Source organism: Microbacterium sp. NPDC057659, from assembly GCF_042799915.1.
In the GTDB taxonomy this organism is placed as follows: Bacteria; Actinomycetota; Actinomycetes; order Actinomycetales; family Microbacteriaceae; genus Microbacterium.
In genome coordinates this window covers 522,850-535,195 of sequence record NZ_JBHVHU010000002.1, presented here as the reverse complement: position 1 = coordinate 535,195, position 12,346 = coordinate 522,850, and the positions used below count along the sequence as shown (strand labels likewise).

At 69.8% G+C, this 12,346-nt stretch carries 13 protein-coding genes; 3 read left to right on the top strand and 10 right to left on the bottom strand.

Annotated features, from left to right (window positions below; all coding sequences use genetic code 11):
- Positions 1 to 15 precede the first annotated feature (15 nt).
- The 6 genes from ACFVAE_RS11160 to ACFVAE_RS11135 form a co-directional block, all read right to left on the bottom strand.
- Positions 16 to 843, bottom strand: coding sequence for an ABC transporter permease (locus tag ACFVAE_RS11160; protein WP_378891790.1), 828 nt, complete (start codon positions 841 to 843; stop codon positions 16 to 18).
- The gene (locus ACFVAE_RS11155) at positions 840 to 1,673 is read right to left on the bottom strand and encodes an ABC transporter permease (RefSeq protein WP_378891788.1); all 834 of its coding nucleotides are present in this window, start codon (positions 1,671 to 1,673) and stop codon (positions 840 to 842) included. The genes ACFVAE_RS11160 and ACFVAE_RS11155 overlap by 4 nt, the downstream gene beginning before the upstream one ends.
- Positions 1,670 to 2,491 (bottom strand): ABC transporter ATP-binding protein, encoded by an 822-nt coding sequence (locus ACFVAE_RS11150; protein WP_378891785.1) that lies wholly within the window; start codon positions 2,489 to 2,491, stop codon positions 1,670 to 1,672. Before ACFVAE_RS11150 ends, ACFVAE_RS11155 begins: the two co-directional genes overlap by 4 nt.
- Before the next feature lie 156 nt (positions 2,492 to 2,647).
- A complete protein-coding gene (locus ACFVAE_RS11145; RefSeq protein ID WP_378891783.1) occupies positions 2,648 to 3,640 on the bottom strand; it encodes an LLM class flavin-dependent oxidoreductase in 993 nt (330 codons plus the stop codon).
- 1 nt (position 3,641) lies between these two features.
- Positions 3,642 to 5,054, bottom strand: a complete 1,413-nt coding sequence (locus ACFVAE_RS11140; RefSeq protein ID WP_378891781.1) for a dihydroorotase family protein — start codon at positions 5,052 to 5,054, stop codon at positions 3,642 to 3,644.
- Positions 5,051 to 6,001, bottom strand: coding sequence for an alpha/beta hydrolase (locus tag ACFVAE_RS11135; protein ID WP_378891778.1), 951 nt, complete (start codon positions 5,999 to 6,001; stop codon positions 5,051 to 5,053). Before ACFVAE_RS11135 ends, ACFVAE_RS11140 begins: the two co-directional genes overlap by 4 nt.
- A gap of 154 nt (positions 6,002 to 6,155) precedes the next feature.
- On the opposite strand from ACFVAE_RS11135, the gene ACFVAE_RS11130 reads away from it, so the two are divergent.
- From ACFVAE_RS11130 to ACFVAE_RS11120, 3 genes are read left to right on the top strand one after another with little or no spacing between them, the layout of a single operon-like run.
- Positions 6,156 to 7,136 carry a putative F420-0 ABC transporter substrate-binding protein gene (locus tag ACFVAE_RS11130; RefSeq protein WP_378891775.1) on the top strand — a complete coding sequence of 327 codons (981 nt, stop codon included), beginning with the start codon at positions 6,156 to 6,158 and terminating at the stop codon, positions 7,134 to 7,136.
- 59 nt (positions 7,137 to 7,195) lie between these two features.
- Entirely contained in the window at positions 7,196 to 8,218 is a 1,023-nt protein-coding gene (locus tag ACFVAE_RS11125; RefSeq protein ID WP_378893544.1) for an iron chelate uptake ABC transporter family permease subunit, read from the top strand.
- Positions 8,215 to 9,006 carry an ABC transporter ATP-binding protein gene (locus ACFVAE_RS11120; protein WP_378891772.1) on the top strand — a complete coding sequence of 264 codons (792 nt, stop codon included), beginning with the start codon at positions 8,215 to 8,217 and terminating at the stop codon, positions 9,004 to 9,006. Before ACFVAE_RS11125 ends, ACFVAE_RS11120 begins: the two co-directional genes overlap by 4 nt.
- A gap of 52 nt (positions 9,007 to 9,058) precedes the next feature.
- Here ACFVAE_RS11120 and ACFVAE_RS11115 read toward each other — a convergent pair whose 3' ends face one another.
- The 4 genes from ACFVAE_RS11115 to fgd all read right to left on the bottom strand — a co-directional run bounded on the left by ACFVAE_RS11115 (position 9,059) and on the right by fgd (position 12,346).
- Positions 9,059 to 9,346, bottom strand: a complete 288-nt coding sequence (locus ACFVAE_RS11115) for a hypothetical protein (protein WP_378891770.1) — start codon at positions 9,344 to 9,346, stop codon at positions 9,059 to 9,061.
- A gap of 152 nt (positions 9,347 to 9,498) precedes the next feature.
- Positions 9,499 to 10,500 carry a 2-phospho-L-lactate transferase gene (gene cofD, locus ACFVAE_RS11110; RefSeq protein ID WP_378891767.1) on the bottom strand — a complete coding sequence of 334 codons (1,002 nt, stop codon included), beginning with the start codon at positions 10,498 to 10,500 and terminating at the stop codon, positions 9,499 to 9,501.
- Between the two features lie 100 nt (positions 10,501 to 10,600).
- Positions 10,601 to 11,206, bottom strand: a complete 606-nt coding sequence (gene cofC / locus ACFVAE_RS11105) for a 2-phospho-L-lactate guanylyltransferase (RefSeq protein WP_378891764.1) — start codon at positions 11,204 to 11,206, stop codon at positions 10,601 to 10,603.
- A gap of 126 nt (positions 11,207 to 11,332) precedes the next feature.
- Entirely contained in the window at positions 11,333 to 12,346 is a 1,014-nt protein-coding gene (gene fgd, locus ACFVAE_RS11100) for a glucose-6-phosphate dehydrogenase (coenzyme-F420) (protein ID WP_378891762.1), read from the bottom strand.

Genomic DNA, 12,346 nt, shown 5'->3' with positions numbered 1-12,346 from the left:
CGGGCAGCGGGACACTCATCTGCGGACCACGCCCTCGATGTACCAGGGGGCGACGGTCTTCTTGACGAGGTTGAGCACGGCCATGCCGATCACGGCGATGACCACGAGCATGATGGTGATCCCGATCGCGGCGTCCAGCTGCAGCTCGCCCGCCTTCTTGCGGATCAGGTAGCCGAGGCCCTCGGAGCCGCCGATGAACTCGCCGACGACGATGCCGATCATCGCGCGGGCGACGCCCATGCGCAGACCGGTCAGGATCATCGGCAGCGCAGCCCACAGCTGCACCTTGAAGAACACCTGCGCCCGGGACGCGCCGTACACCCGAGCCGCCTTCACCACCGACGCGTCGACACCGCGGATGCCGTCCATCGTGCTGATCGCGATCGGGAAGTACGCCATCAGGAAGATGATCAGGATCTTGGGTCCGTTGCCGAACCCCATCCAGAGCACGAGCAGCGGCTGGAACGCGATGCGCGGCGTGGCGTAGAGCGTCCAGAACGGGCCGCCGGCGATGTCGTAGAACAGCTTCGACGAGCCGAGCAGCAGTCCGGTGAAGACACCGAACACCGCGGCGATCACGAACCCCACGACGGCGTTACCGGAGCTGTACAGCAGGCTGGCCCACAGCACACCCGACTCTGACATGCCGACGAGCGCCTCCCACACCTGGGTGGGCGGCGGCAGGAACACCGGGTTCCAGAAGCCGACGACGGCCTGCAGGTACTGCCAGACCAGCAGGATGACGACGAGCTCGGCCAGTACCGCGAGCTGCCACCGCGTGGCATCCCACGCGGCGCGCAGCCGGAACCCGCCCGGGGCGGCGGTGAGCACGGGAGCGGTCATCGGGCACTCACCTCCCGCCAGGCTCCGGCCTTGCGCTCCAGCAGGTCGGCGACAGACACCAGCACCACCGAGACGATGATGAAGAAGAGGATCGCGGAGAACGCCTGGTTGGTGCGGAATCGCGCGAGCGAGGTCACGATCAGCGACCCCATGCCCATCGGGCTGGAGACCATCTCGCCGATGAGCAGTCCGATCAGGCTTGTCGGGATCGCGAGGCGGATGCCGCCGACGATGTAGGGGAAGGTCCAGGGCAGGCGCACCTTCAGATACGCCTGCAGCCCTGACGCGCCGTACACGCTGGCCGCACGCAGCAGCGAGGGGTTCACGCCGCTGACTCCGGCGACGGTGTTCAGCGAGATCGGGATGGCGGTGCTGAGGAAGACCAGCACGATGTTCGGGGTCATCCCGAAGCCGAACCAGACGCCGATGATCGGCTGGATGGCGACCAGCGGGGTCGCCCACGCCGCCCACATCAGCGGCATCACCAGTTTGTACGCGATATGGGTGCTGCCCACGACCAGACCGGTGACGATGCCGGCGACTGCGCCGAGCACGAAGCCGATCACCCACGTCACCGCGCTGAAGCCCATGTTCGACCAGAGCAGTCCGGCCTGCGCCAGCTGGCCGAAGCCCAGCAGCACGTCCATCGGCGCCGGCAGGAACACCTTGTTGACGACACCGAACGTGACGACGGCGAGGTGCCACACGGTGATCACGACGACGAAGTCGATGATCGAGAACCAGACCCTCCTGCTGCGCAGGAAACCGGGGACGCGTCGCCGCGGTTTCGGTGCGCGCTGCGTGGCGACCGTGAGAGTGGCGCTGGTCATGCTCGCACCGCGTCGGTCGCCTCGCGCTCCAGCGCGTCCCACAGGTGGTCCCGCAGCCCGAGGTACTCGGCATCGTTCTGCGCGCCGCGCTCGGAACGCGGACGCGGCAGGTCGACCGTGTGCTCCTCGAGGACCGAGCCGGGGTGGCTCTTGAACACCACGACGCGGTCGCCGAGCAGGATCGCCTCTTCGATCGAGTGCGTGATGAACACCACGGTCTTGCCGGTCTGCTGGATGATCTTCTCGAGTTCGGCGCGCATGACCTCGCGAGTGAGCGCGTCGACGGCGCCGAGCGGCTCATCCATGAGCAGCACCTGCGGGTCGGCGACGAGCGCGCGGGCCAGGCCGACCCGCTGCTGCATGCCGCCGGAGAGCTCTCTGGGATACGACTTCTCGAATCCGCCGAGGCCGACCAGCTCGATCGCCTCCTGCACCTTGTCGGCGGTGTCGACGCCGCGGAACCGCGGCTGCATCTCGACGCCGAAGCGCACGTTGTCGGCGACGGTGCGCCACGGCAGCAGCGCGTAGTCCTGGAAGACGACGGCCCGGTCGGGGCCGGGACCCGTGACGGGCTTCCCGTCGACGAGCACGGTGCCCTCGGTGGCGTCGACCAGGCCCGCGATGACGTTCATGACGGTGGTCTTGCCGCATCCGCTCGGGCCGAGCACCGTGACGAACTCCCCCGCGTTCACGGCGAGGTTCACGTCCTGGACGGCGGTCAGCGTCTGCCCGGTGCGCGCGATCTGGTAGCGGACGGTCAGGTGCGACACCTCGATCAGGGGGCGCCCGGGGGTCGGTGTGAGAGGGGAATCGGTCATGGGGTGCACTTCCTTGCCGCGGTCTTCGTCGATCGGGTTCTCAGGAGGATAGCAGTCTTTGGATTCTGGATCCAGAGTCCAGACATGACGGGTGCGGGGTCCGGTCGTCGCCCACGCCGGCTGCGGCGACGCGGGCGACGACCGGACCGAGGCGAGTTACGCCGCCTTCTGCTGATCGCGCAGCTTGGGCAGCACCTCGGCGCCGAGCAGTTCGATCTGCTCGAAGAAGCGGTCGAACTTGAACCGGAAGTCGAACACGAGGTGCTCGGTGCCGACCTCCTCGAACCGCTTGATCTGCTCGACGGCCTGGTCGGGGTCTCCGACGATCAGCTGTCCCTCGAGGTCCTCGACGGTCTCGAACGAGCCGGACGGCGGCTTCACCGCGAACTTCGCCTTGTTCGCCCAGGCCAGCAGACCGGGGATGTTCACGTGCTTCAGCGCCTCCTCGCGGGTGTCCTCGATCGAGGTCGGCGGGATGACGGCCACGGTCGGCATCGGCCGGCCGTTCTCGGCGGTGATGTCGCGCATGGTCTGGATGCGTTTCTCCATCGTGAGCAGGCCGGTGCGTCCCGGCATCCATCCGTCGGCGAACTCGGCCGCGAGGCGGGCCGAGCGCGGAGTCGCGCCGCAGTACCAGAAGGGCACCCGGCCGCCGACCGGCTTCGGCTCGATCGTGACGTTGTCGAATGTGAAGACGCCGTCGTCGTAGCTGACGTCGTTCTCGGTGAACACGCGCTTCAGGATCTCGGCGTTCGAGCGCACCAGCTCGACGCGATCCAGGTCGCCCCAGCCGATCGCCTCGAACTCGTGGTCGAACGTGCCGGCGCCGAAGCCCAGGATCAGACGCGGGCCGAGCAGCTGGGTCATCGTGCCCGCCATCAGGGCGGTGACCAGCGGATGCCGGAACGGGATCAGCGATCCGGTGCCGAGCTCGAGCTTGTCGGTGACGGCGCCGATCGCGGTCAGCGTGGTGAGCGCGTCGTAGAAGGTGCGGTTCGGCTTCTCCATCTCGCCGTGCGGTTCGAACACCAGGTGATCGCGCACCCACACCGAGTCGAAGCCGTAGCTCTCGGCGAGCTTCGAGCCCTCGAGCAGCTTCTCCTTGCTCGCCTCTTCGCCGAAGTGCGGCAGCAGCAGTCCGAATTTCATCTCAGTTCCCTTCTGCGGCGACGAGTGCCGCCGCCCTGTCCTCCGCCGATGCGGCGAGCTGTCCGAACGCGCGGTCGCCGACGACCTCGCGCCCCACGTACACGTCGACCCCGCGCACGAGCGTGCGCTCGATGCGGGCACTGATCGTGCGTCCGTCATACGGCGTCCACCCGATCTTCGAGAGCACGTCGTCGTTGGTGATGGTCCATTCCTCGTTCATGTCGGCGATGACGATGTCGGCATCGGCGCCGATTGTCAGCGCGCCCTTGACGCCCTCGAGGCCGAACTTCGCCGCCGGGACGTGGGCGACCATGTCGACCACGCGCTGCAGGTCGAGCTCGCCTCTGTTGACCGCGTCGAGCATGAGCTCGTAGTAGTACTGGATGCCGGGTGTGCCGGTGTGCGAGCTCCACATCTGCGTCCAGCCGACCTCCTTCTCCTCGCGCGTGTGCGGTGCGTGGTCGCTTGCGGCGATGTCGATGGTGCCGTCGCGCATGCCCTCCCACACCGCGGCGCGGTTGTCGTCGGGCACCCAGTAGCTCAAGGCGTACGGGCCGAGGGTCTCGACGTCGTTCCAGGTCGAGAGGAACGGCGCCCAGTGGTTGACCTCACAGGTCACGTCGATGCCGCGCTCCTTGGCGCGGCGCACGGCCTCGATCGAGCGGCGGGTCTGGATGTGCGCGATGTGCACCGGGCATCCGGATGCCTCTGCGAGGCGCAGCACGACGTCGATCGCGGTGTCCCAGATGACGCCCTCACGGGCGGCGTACGCGGAGGCGTAGCCCTGCGGAGTGTTCTCGCCGCGGGCGAGGTAGGCCCCCTCGATGTAGTCCATCAGCGCCTGGTCGTGCGGATGCACGATGAAGCGCTTGCCGGTCTTGACGATGTGATCCATGATCTCGAGCAGGTGCCCGTGGTCGTGGATGCCGGTGCCGGAGGGGTGCGGGTAGTCGCGTCCGGTGTCGACCACCATGTAGATCTTGTAGGCGCGGATGCCCATCTCGCTCATCCCGGCGATCTCGTCGAACTTCGTCGGCGCGGGGTTGTGGTTCCAGTCCACGATCGAGGAGTCGCGATAGCGCTCGAACACGTCGGTCAGCGTCGCGACATCCGTCGTCGGGGGCTTGAGGTTCGGCATCCCGAACATCGTCGTCACGCCACCGGCCGCGGCCTGCAGGCTGGTCGTGTAGATATCGTCCTTGTGCTCGTACCCGGGTTCCCGGGTGTGGACGTGCACGTCGACCATGCCGGGCAGCACGAGCTTTCCGCTCGCGTCGATCACGCGGTCTGCGGCCACCGCCGTGTCCGGCGCGACCAGACCCGAGACCTTGCCGTCGGTGACGAGCAGGTCGGCGCGGACGGGTCCGGCCGGGGTGACGACGGTGCCACCGGTGATCCTGAGTGCGACGGTCATCGCTGTACCTCCTGAGGGGTGATGGAGTCCCCGGATGCCGGGGACGAGACGGAACGGGTGATGATGTGCGCCGCGCGGACGTGCCGGTCGAACCAGTCGACGATGACCGGCGTGGTCTGCTCCCAGTACGTGTCGTAGGCGGCGTAGTGCGTGGTGTGCCGCTGCATGATCAGCTGCTTGGGCCCGCGCGCGGCCTGGTAGAGCGCCTCGGCGTGGTCGGTGGGTGTTGTCGCGTCGCCGTCGACGCCGATGACCAGCAGCGGCGTCGTCAGACGGGATGCCGCGTCGATCGGCCGGTAGGCGATGATGCCCTCGGCGCAGGCGAGCGGCACGGCGGTGGGGATGCGGTCGTCGACGTCGGCCTTGACCTTGGTGGCGCGGCGCTCCGCCGTGGGGATCATGATCTCCTCGCGCGGGTGCACGATGCGTCCGCTGCCGGCGACGACGCGCTGCCGGCGGTCCTCGTCGAGTGCCTTCAGGTAGTCGAGCCACTCGTACTCGGAGCGCATCCGGTGCAACCAGTCCTCGCCGTCGGCCACGGGAACCTGGCTGACGGCGGCCTTGATGCGCGGGTCGGCGTCGGCGAGCAGCACGGCGTTGCCGCCGCCGGTCCCGCCGGTGCCGAAGACGCCGATCGCGTCCGCGATCACGTCCTCGCGGGTGCCCAGATAAGTGACCGCATTGATGAGGTCCTGCAGCTGCCAGGCCGGCGAGAGGTAGCCGCGGTCGCCCTCGGAGTCCCCGAACCCGCGGTAGTCGATCACCAGCACGGCGAAGCCGGCGGCGACGAGGGCCTCGTGGTAGCGCACGTAGAGCTTGGCGTCCTTGAGGCCGAGCCAGCCCGGACCCTGCACGATCGCGCGATACGGACCGGGGGCCTCGGGGGTGCGCCAGAGGGCGGAGATGCGGTGTCCTTCACTGAAGAACTCGACGGGTGTGGTCTGCATGGGATCATCATGTCGTATCCTGGATCCAAAATCCAGTGTTACTGTTCAAGGACGTCATCCAGATGGGATGATGGTTCCGCCGACCCGATTGGCCGGCCTTCCGGTGGTCCGAACTGGACTGCGTCACAGCTTTCGTCGACCCCTCGGAGGAACCATGTCGCGCACCCTGCGCACCCTCGCCACCCTGTCCCTCGCCGTGCTCGCCGTGCCGGCCCTGGCGTCCTGCTCCTCCGGAGCGTCCGCCGCGCCGGAGCCCTCGGCCAGGACATCCGCCGTGACCGTGGACAACTGCGGCACCGAGATCACCGTCGACAGTCCGCCGCAGCGCATCGTCACTGTGAAGTCGTCCACCCTCGAGCTCGCCCTGGCGCTCGGCGCCGGCGACCGGATCGTCGGAAGCGCCTACTCGGACGGGCCGCTTCCCGCCGACCTCGCCTCGGCGGGCAAGGGCATCCCGGTGATCTCCGACAAGGTCCCCTCGCAGGAGGCCGTGCTGGCACTGAACCCCGACTTCGTTTTCGCCGGCTGGGAGTCGAACTTCTCCGCGGACGGCGCCGGCGAGCGGTCCTCCCTGGCCGATCTCGGAGTCACCACTTACGTCGCGCCGGCGGCCTGCCAGGAGAAGAAGTACCAGCCCGACCCGCTCACCTTCGACGCGGTGTTCGACACGTTCCTGCAGGCCGGCGATCTGCTCGGTGAGAAGACTGCCGCGAAGAAGCTCGTCACGGAGCAGAAGGCGCAGCTCGCAGAACTGAAGCCGGACACCCGGGGCCTGACCGCCATCTGGTACTCCTCCGGCAGCGACCAGCCGTTCGTCGGCGCCGGCATCGGGGCCCCGCAGCTCATCATGGACACTGCGGGACTCACCAACGCGTTCGCCGACGTCAAGGAGAGCTGGTTCTCCACCTCGTGGGAGAAGGTCGCCGACCTCGACCCCGACGTGATCGTGCTGGTCGACTCGACCTGGAACACCGCTCAGCACAAGATCGACCTGCTGAAGAAGAACCCGGCGACCGCCACGCTGAAGGCCGTCAAGAACGACAGCTTCCTGACGGTCGACTTCCCCGCCACCGAATCGGGCGTGCGCAACGTCGACGCCGTCGCCTCGCTGATCGACCAACTGGGGACGCTGTGACTTCCGCCCCGGTGCGGGTCGCCCCCGCGACGCCCTCTCGCACGGATGCACCGAAGCGGATGCCGCGGGTGCGGACGGCCGCGATCCTGCTGGCTCTGGTCGCGGTGCTGGTCGTGTCGGTCGTCGTCGCCATCGGCATCGGCCCGGCGCGGATCGCGCCGGGCGACGTCGCCGGCACGCTGTGGGCGCACCTCACCGGGGCGAACCCCGTCCTCCCCCTCACTCAGGACGCCATCGTCTGGCGCCTGCGCGCTCCGCGCGTGCTCACCGCCGCGGTCGTCGGCGGCGGACTCGCCCTCTGCGGCGCGGTGATGCAGGCGCTCACCCGCAACCCGCTCGCGGATCCGTACCTGTTGGGGCTCTCATCCGGGGCATCCACAGGCGCCGTGCTGGTGCTGGTGCTCGGCGCGGCGATCGCGCTGCCGGCGGCGGCGTTCGCCGGCGCGATGCTGGCGCTGCTGCTGACTCTCGGCATCACGCGGGCTGCGGGCGGCGGGTCTCCGACGTCAACGATCCTCGCGGGACTCGCCGTGTCCGCCGTGCTGTCGGCGCTGACCAGCCTGGTGATCTTCTGGAGCTCGAACAACGACACCTACCGCGAGATCCTGGGCTGGCTGCTCGGGTCGCTGTCCGGCGCGGGCTGGGCCGACGTCGCCCTCGCGGCGATCGTCGCCGCCGTGTGCGCGCTGCCGCTGCTCGCCTCGGCCCGTGTGCTGGACAGCCTCGCGCTGGGTGACTCGGCCGCGGCTGCGCTGGGCGTGCCGGTGGACCGGCTGCGCATAGCCCTGTTCGGATGCTGCGCGCTGCTGACCGGTGCGCTCGTGGCCGTGAGCGGATCCATCGGCTTCGTCGGGTTGATCCTGCCGCACGCCACCCGCGCCGTCGTCGGCGTGCGGCACCGGGTGCTGCTGCCGGCATCCTTCCTGGTCGGCGCGGTGTTCCTGCTCTGGGCCGACACGATCGCGCGCACGGCGTTCGATCCGCGCGAGCTGCCCGTCGGCATCGTCACCGCGCTGATCGGCGGGCCGGTGTTCATGCTGCTGCTGACCCGCATGGGTCGCCGACGGATGGCACGCCGATGAGCGGGCTGCGTACGGACCGGCTGCGGTACAGCCGCGGCGGACGCCTGATCGCGGACGGCATCGACATCACGGCTCCCGCAGGTGCCGTGACCGCCGTGCTCGGTCCGAACGGTGCGGGCAAGAGCACGCTGCTGCGGCTCATCGCCGGGGTGCTGGCGGCGCAGGAGGGCACGATCGAGCACGACGGCGACGAGCTGCGGAGCCTGAGCAGGCGCGCACGCGCCCGCCGCATCGCCCTGGTCGAGCAGGAGTGGGCCGAAGCCGACGGACTGACCGTGCGCGAGATCGTCGAACTGGGCCGCACACCGCACCAGGGCTGGCTGTCCGCGGCGAGCGCCGACGACGAGGACATCGTGGCGCGGAGCCTGCGCCGCACCGGGGCGGACGCGTTCGCCGAGCGCGACGCGTCGACGCTGTCCGGCGGCGAGCGCCAGCGCGCGAACCTGGCCAGGGCACTCGCCCAGCAGCCCCGGCTGCTGCTCTGCGACGAGCCCACCAACCACCTCGACGTGCACGCGCAGCTGACCTCGCTGCGCCTGTTGCGCGAGCTCGCCGACGATGGCCTGACCGTGATCGCGGCGCTGCACGACCTGAACCACGCGGCGCGATTCGCGGACCACGTCGTGGTGATCGCCGACGGCGTCGTCCGCGTCGCCGGCTCGCCGGCGGAGGTGCTCACGCCGGAGTGCGTGCAGGCCGTGTGGCGGGTCTCCGCCGACATCGTCGAGCACGACGGTCATCCGCTGATCGTCTTCGGGGAGCCGGTGGATCTGCCCGCGGTGATCTGACCCGGCGGGGCTCCCGCGAGGCCTTGGCCGCGGGATGAAGCTCGGCTCGTCGTCAGGGCTGGTAAGTGACCATGACATCGCCTCCGATTTCGAGTCCTACCCGTTTGGCAAGACCTCGCCCGGCCCGCATCCAGACACGCTGCTCTTCCTCGGTACCGGGCGGCTCCGCGGCGAAAAGGATCTCCCACTGCGCGTTCCACGCGATCAGGTCCTGAACGAGCTGCTCAGAGAGTCCAGACTCGGCGGGATCGATACCCCCGACATTCATGCCGGGTGTCCGCTCCCACACGGGGAATGTGTCTCCCCACTCCGCCATGACGTGCAGACGGCGACGTGCCATGTCGTCCTCCTCGGTGCGCTGAGTTCCCACGAACGCGATTCGTGCCCGCACGCTGACGACGTGGTCGGGCCGTCCGGATCCTCCGTCGTGTCGCGCCACCGTACATCTTCACATCCCGACAGCCCTCTGGCCGGTCCGTCGAGGCGCCTCGCCTAACGTCCGTCCGTCGCCAGCGCCGCGTCCAGCGCGGCGGACGCCAGCGCGGCACCGGTGTCGAGGTCGCGCATCCAGAGCGGATGCACCGACGCGGGCACCCCGCTCGCCACCAGACCCGGTGCGAGCACGGCATCCTCTTCGGCGATCAGCCAGGCATCCAGCAGTCCGCCGTCACGGCGGGAGCCGTAGTGCCGGCCGACCGCGTCGGCGGCGGTGCGGATGCCGACCGCGTCGAGGCAGGCATCCGCCATGCCGCGCACCGGAGACCCGGCGATGATCGGCGAGACGCCGGCGACCCCACCCCGCGCCGCGCGCACCGCATCCGCGATTCCTGGCACGGCGAGGATCGGGTGGATCGACACCACAGGGTTCGAGGGGGCGAACAGGATCGCATCGGCTGCGGCGAGCGCCTCGAGCACGCCGGGCGCCGGCACGGCATCCTCGATGCCCGGTGAGACGAACCCTCGCGCGGGGATGCTCGCGCGGTGCCGCGTCCACCACTCCTGGAAGTGCATGCGCCCGTCGTCGGTGAGCACCTGAGTGTCGACCTCTGCCTCGGTCATCGGCAGCAGTCGCGCGCCCAGCGGCCAGCGGGCGGCGAGCCGGGCGACGACCTCCGAGAGCGGCACACCGTCGCGCAGCCAGCCGGTGCGGGCGATGTGCGCGCCCAGGTCGAGGTCGCCGAGGGTGAACCATGGCCATCCCGCGCCCAGTGCCTTCATCTCGGCGGAGACCCGCTCGCTCTCCCCCGCACGCCCCCAGCCGCGCTCGGTGTCGTTGACTCCGGCGAGCGCGTAGATCTGCGAGTCCACGTCGGGCTGCAGCCGCAGGCCGCTCATCCAGATGTCGTCGCCGGTGTTCACGATCACGGTGAGCTCGGCGGCGCTGCCGCCCTGCCCGTCGGGCCACCGGCGCCGCAGCGCCTCGCGCACGCCGACGGTGAACTTCGATCCGCCGACGCCCCCAGCCAGTACGACCACGCGCGGGGCGGCGCTCATCGGTCGACTCCATCAGCCGGAACAGGAGAACACGCCAGAACAGGACCCATGTCGGGCATCCGTCCTGTTCTCGGCAACGCTCCTGTTCCCGACGACAGCTTCACGCCGCACTCCCGACCAGCGCCGCCCCGACGAGCGCCGCAGTCCGCGGGCCCAGGCCCCAGCGCCGGGCGACGGCGACGTGCTCGGCCGTGTCGACATCCCGCCGCAGGCCCCACGACACCGGCAGCCGCAACTCGACGAAACCGCGCGCCCTGTGCAGCGCAGCCGAGTCCGGACCGAACGCCGGCTCGAACGCCGCGCCGGCGCGCGCCGTCGCGAGGCAGGTACCCACCTCGTCGGCATCGGGCACGAAACCGCGCGCGAACGCCCCGGCGGCATCCAGCGCGTATGACAGCTGATGCGGGTGCAGCGCCGGCAGGTCGCCGAGCAGCACCGCGCGATCGCCTCGCGCACTCGCGAGCCCGAGCGCGATCGCGGCATCCAACCCGTCACCGGGATCCGGCGCGACGCGCACACGGTCCAGCCCGCGGAGCATCCGCTCGGTCTCGTCGTCCCGAGTGACCACGATCACCTGCGCGACGCGATCACAGCCCGTGACCGCCTCGATCGTGTCCAGCGCGATCGCCCGCGCCATGTCCTCGCGCCGCACACCGGGCAGGTCCAGCCGCGACTTGCCGACCGCCGCCGGCTTGACCGGGATCACGACGGTCCAGGCCTGCGCCGGGGACGCTTCGACAGGCTCAGCGACCCGACCCCCGACGGCACCCCCGTCGGACGTCGCCCCGCCGAGGCTTTCCGTCCCGTTCCGCTCGCTCACGGCCGGGAGCTCTCAGGCGCGCAGTCGCGGCGCGAGGTCGCGCTCGAACAGGTCGAGGAAACGGCGCTGGTCACCGCCCGGCGCGTGGAACACGAGGTGGTTGAAGCCCCAGTCCACGTACTGGTTGATCTGCGCGACCACCTCATCGGGGTCGCTGCCCACGATCCAGCGCTTCGCGATGGTCTCCAGTGGCAGCGCGTCGGCCGCCTGCTCCATCTCGACGGGGTCGGTGATGTCGTGCTTCTGCTCCTTCGAGAGCGACAGCGGCGACCAGAACCGGGTGTTCTCCATCGCCTGCTCGGTCGTCTCCTCGTAGGAGAGCTTGATCTCGATCATCCGGTCGTAGGCGTCGTAGGACCGCCCGGACAGCTCGACGCCCTCCTTGACGGCGGGGATGAGCTGGTCGACGTAGAGCTCGGCGCCCTTGCCTGAGGTGCAGATGAACCCGTCGCCGGCGCGGCCCGCGTACTTCGCCATCTGGGGACCGCCCGCGGCGATGTAGATCGGGATGCCGCCGTCGGGGCGGTCGTAGATCGACGCGTCGTGTGTGGAGTAGTACTCGCCGTCGAAGCTGACCCGGTCGCCGGACCACAGTGCGCGCATGAGGCGGATCGACTCGCGCAGCCGTGCGTACCGCTCGCGGAACTCCGGCCAGTCCTGTTCGCCCGCCCCGCGGAAGCCTGTGGCGATCTCGTTCAGCGCCTCGCCGGTGCCCACTCCGAGGATGATGCGCTCGGGATACAGGCATCCGAGGCTGGCGAACGCCTGCGCCAGCACGGCCGGGTTGTACCGGAACGTGGGCGTCAGCACCGAGGTGCCGATCTGGATCGACGACGTGCGCTCGCCCACCGCCGCCATCCAGGCGAGCGAGAACGGCGCGTGCCCTCCGGTGTGCCGCCACGGCTGGAAGTGGTCGCTGACGAACACGGACTCCATGCCGTGCCGCTCGGCCTCGACCGACAGCTCGACGAGTTCGCGCGGGTCGAACTGCTCGGCGCTCGCCTTGTACCCCAGTTTCAGTGCCAT

Bases quoted from the DNA above. Each gene is read 5' to 3' on its own strand.
- ACFVAE_RS11135 (WP_378891778.1), bottom strand. From the start codon at position 6,001: ATGCAGACCACACCCGTCGAGTTCTTCAGTGAAGGACACCGCATCTCC.
- ACFVAE_RS11130 (WP_378891775.1), top strand. From the start codon at position 6,156: ATGTCGCGCACCCTGCGCACCCTCGCCACCCTGTCCCTCGCCGTGCTC.
- fgd (WP_378891762.1), bottom strand. From the start codon at position 12,346: ATGGCACTGAAACTGGGGTACAAGGCGAGCGCCGAGCAGTTCGACCCG.
- ACFVAE_RS11145 (WP_378891783.1), bottom strand. From the start codon at position 3,640: ATGAAATTCGGACTGCTGCTGCCGCACTTCGGCGAAGAGGCGAGCAAG.
- ACFVAE_RS11115 (WP_378891770.1), bottom strand. From the start codon at position 9,346: ATGGCACGTCGCCGTCTGCACGTCATGGCGGAGTGGGGAGACACATTC.
- ACFVAE_RS11160 (WP_378891790.1), bottom strand. From the start codon at position 843: ATGACCGCTCCCGTGCTCACCGCCGCCCCGGGCGGGTTCCGGCTGCGC.
- ACFVAE_RS11155 (WP_378891788.1), bottom strand. From the start codon at position 1,673: ATGACCAGCGCCACTCTCACGGTCGCCACGCAGCGCGCACCGAAACCG.
- ACFVAE_RS11140 (WP_378891781.1), bottom strand. From the start codon at position 5,054: ATGACCGTCGCACTCAGGATCACCGGTGGCACCGTCGTCACCCCGGCC.
- ACFVAE_RS11125 (WP_378893544.1), top strand. From the start codon at position 7,196: ATGCCGCGGGTGCGGACGGCCGCGATCCTGCTGGCTCTGGTCGCGGTG.
- ACFVAE_RS11120 (WP_378891772.1), top strand. From the start codon at position 8,215: ATGAGCGGGCTGCGTACGGACCGGCTGCGGTACAGCCGCGGCGGACGC.
- cofD (WP_378891767.1), bottom strand. From the start codon at position 10,500: ATGAGCGCCGCCCCGCGCGTGGTCGTACTGGCTGGGGGCGTCGGCGGA.
- ACFVAE_RS11150 (WP_378891785.1), bottom strand. From the start codon at position 2,491: ATGACCGATTCCCCTCTCACACCGACCCCCGGGCGCCCCCTGATCGAG.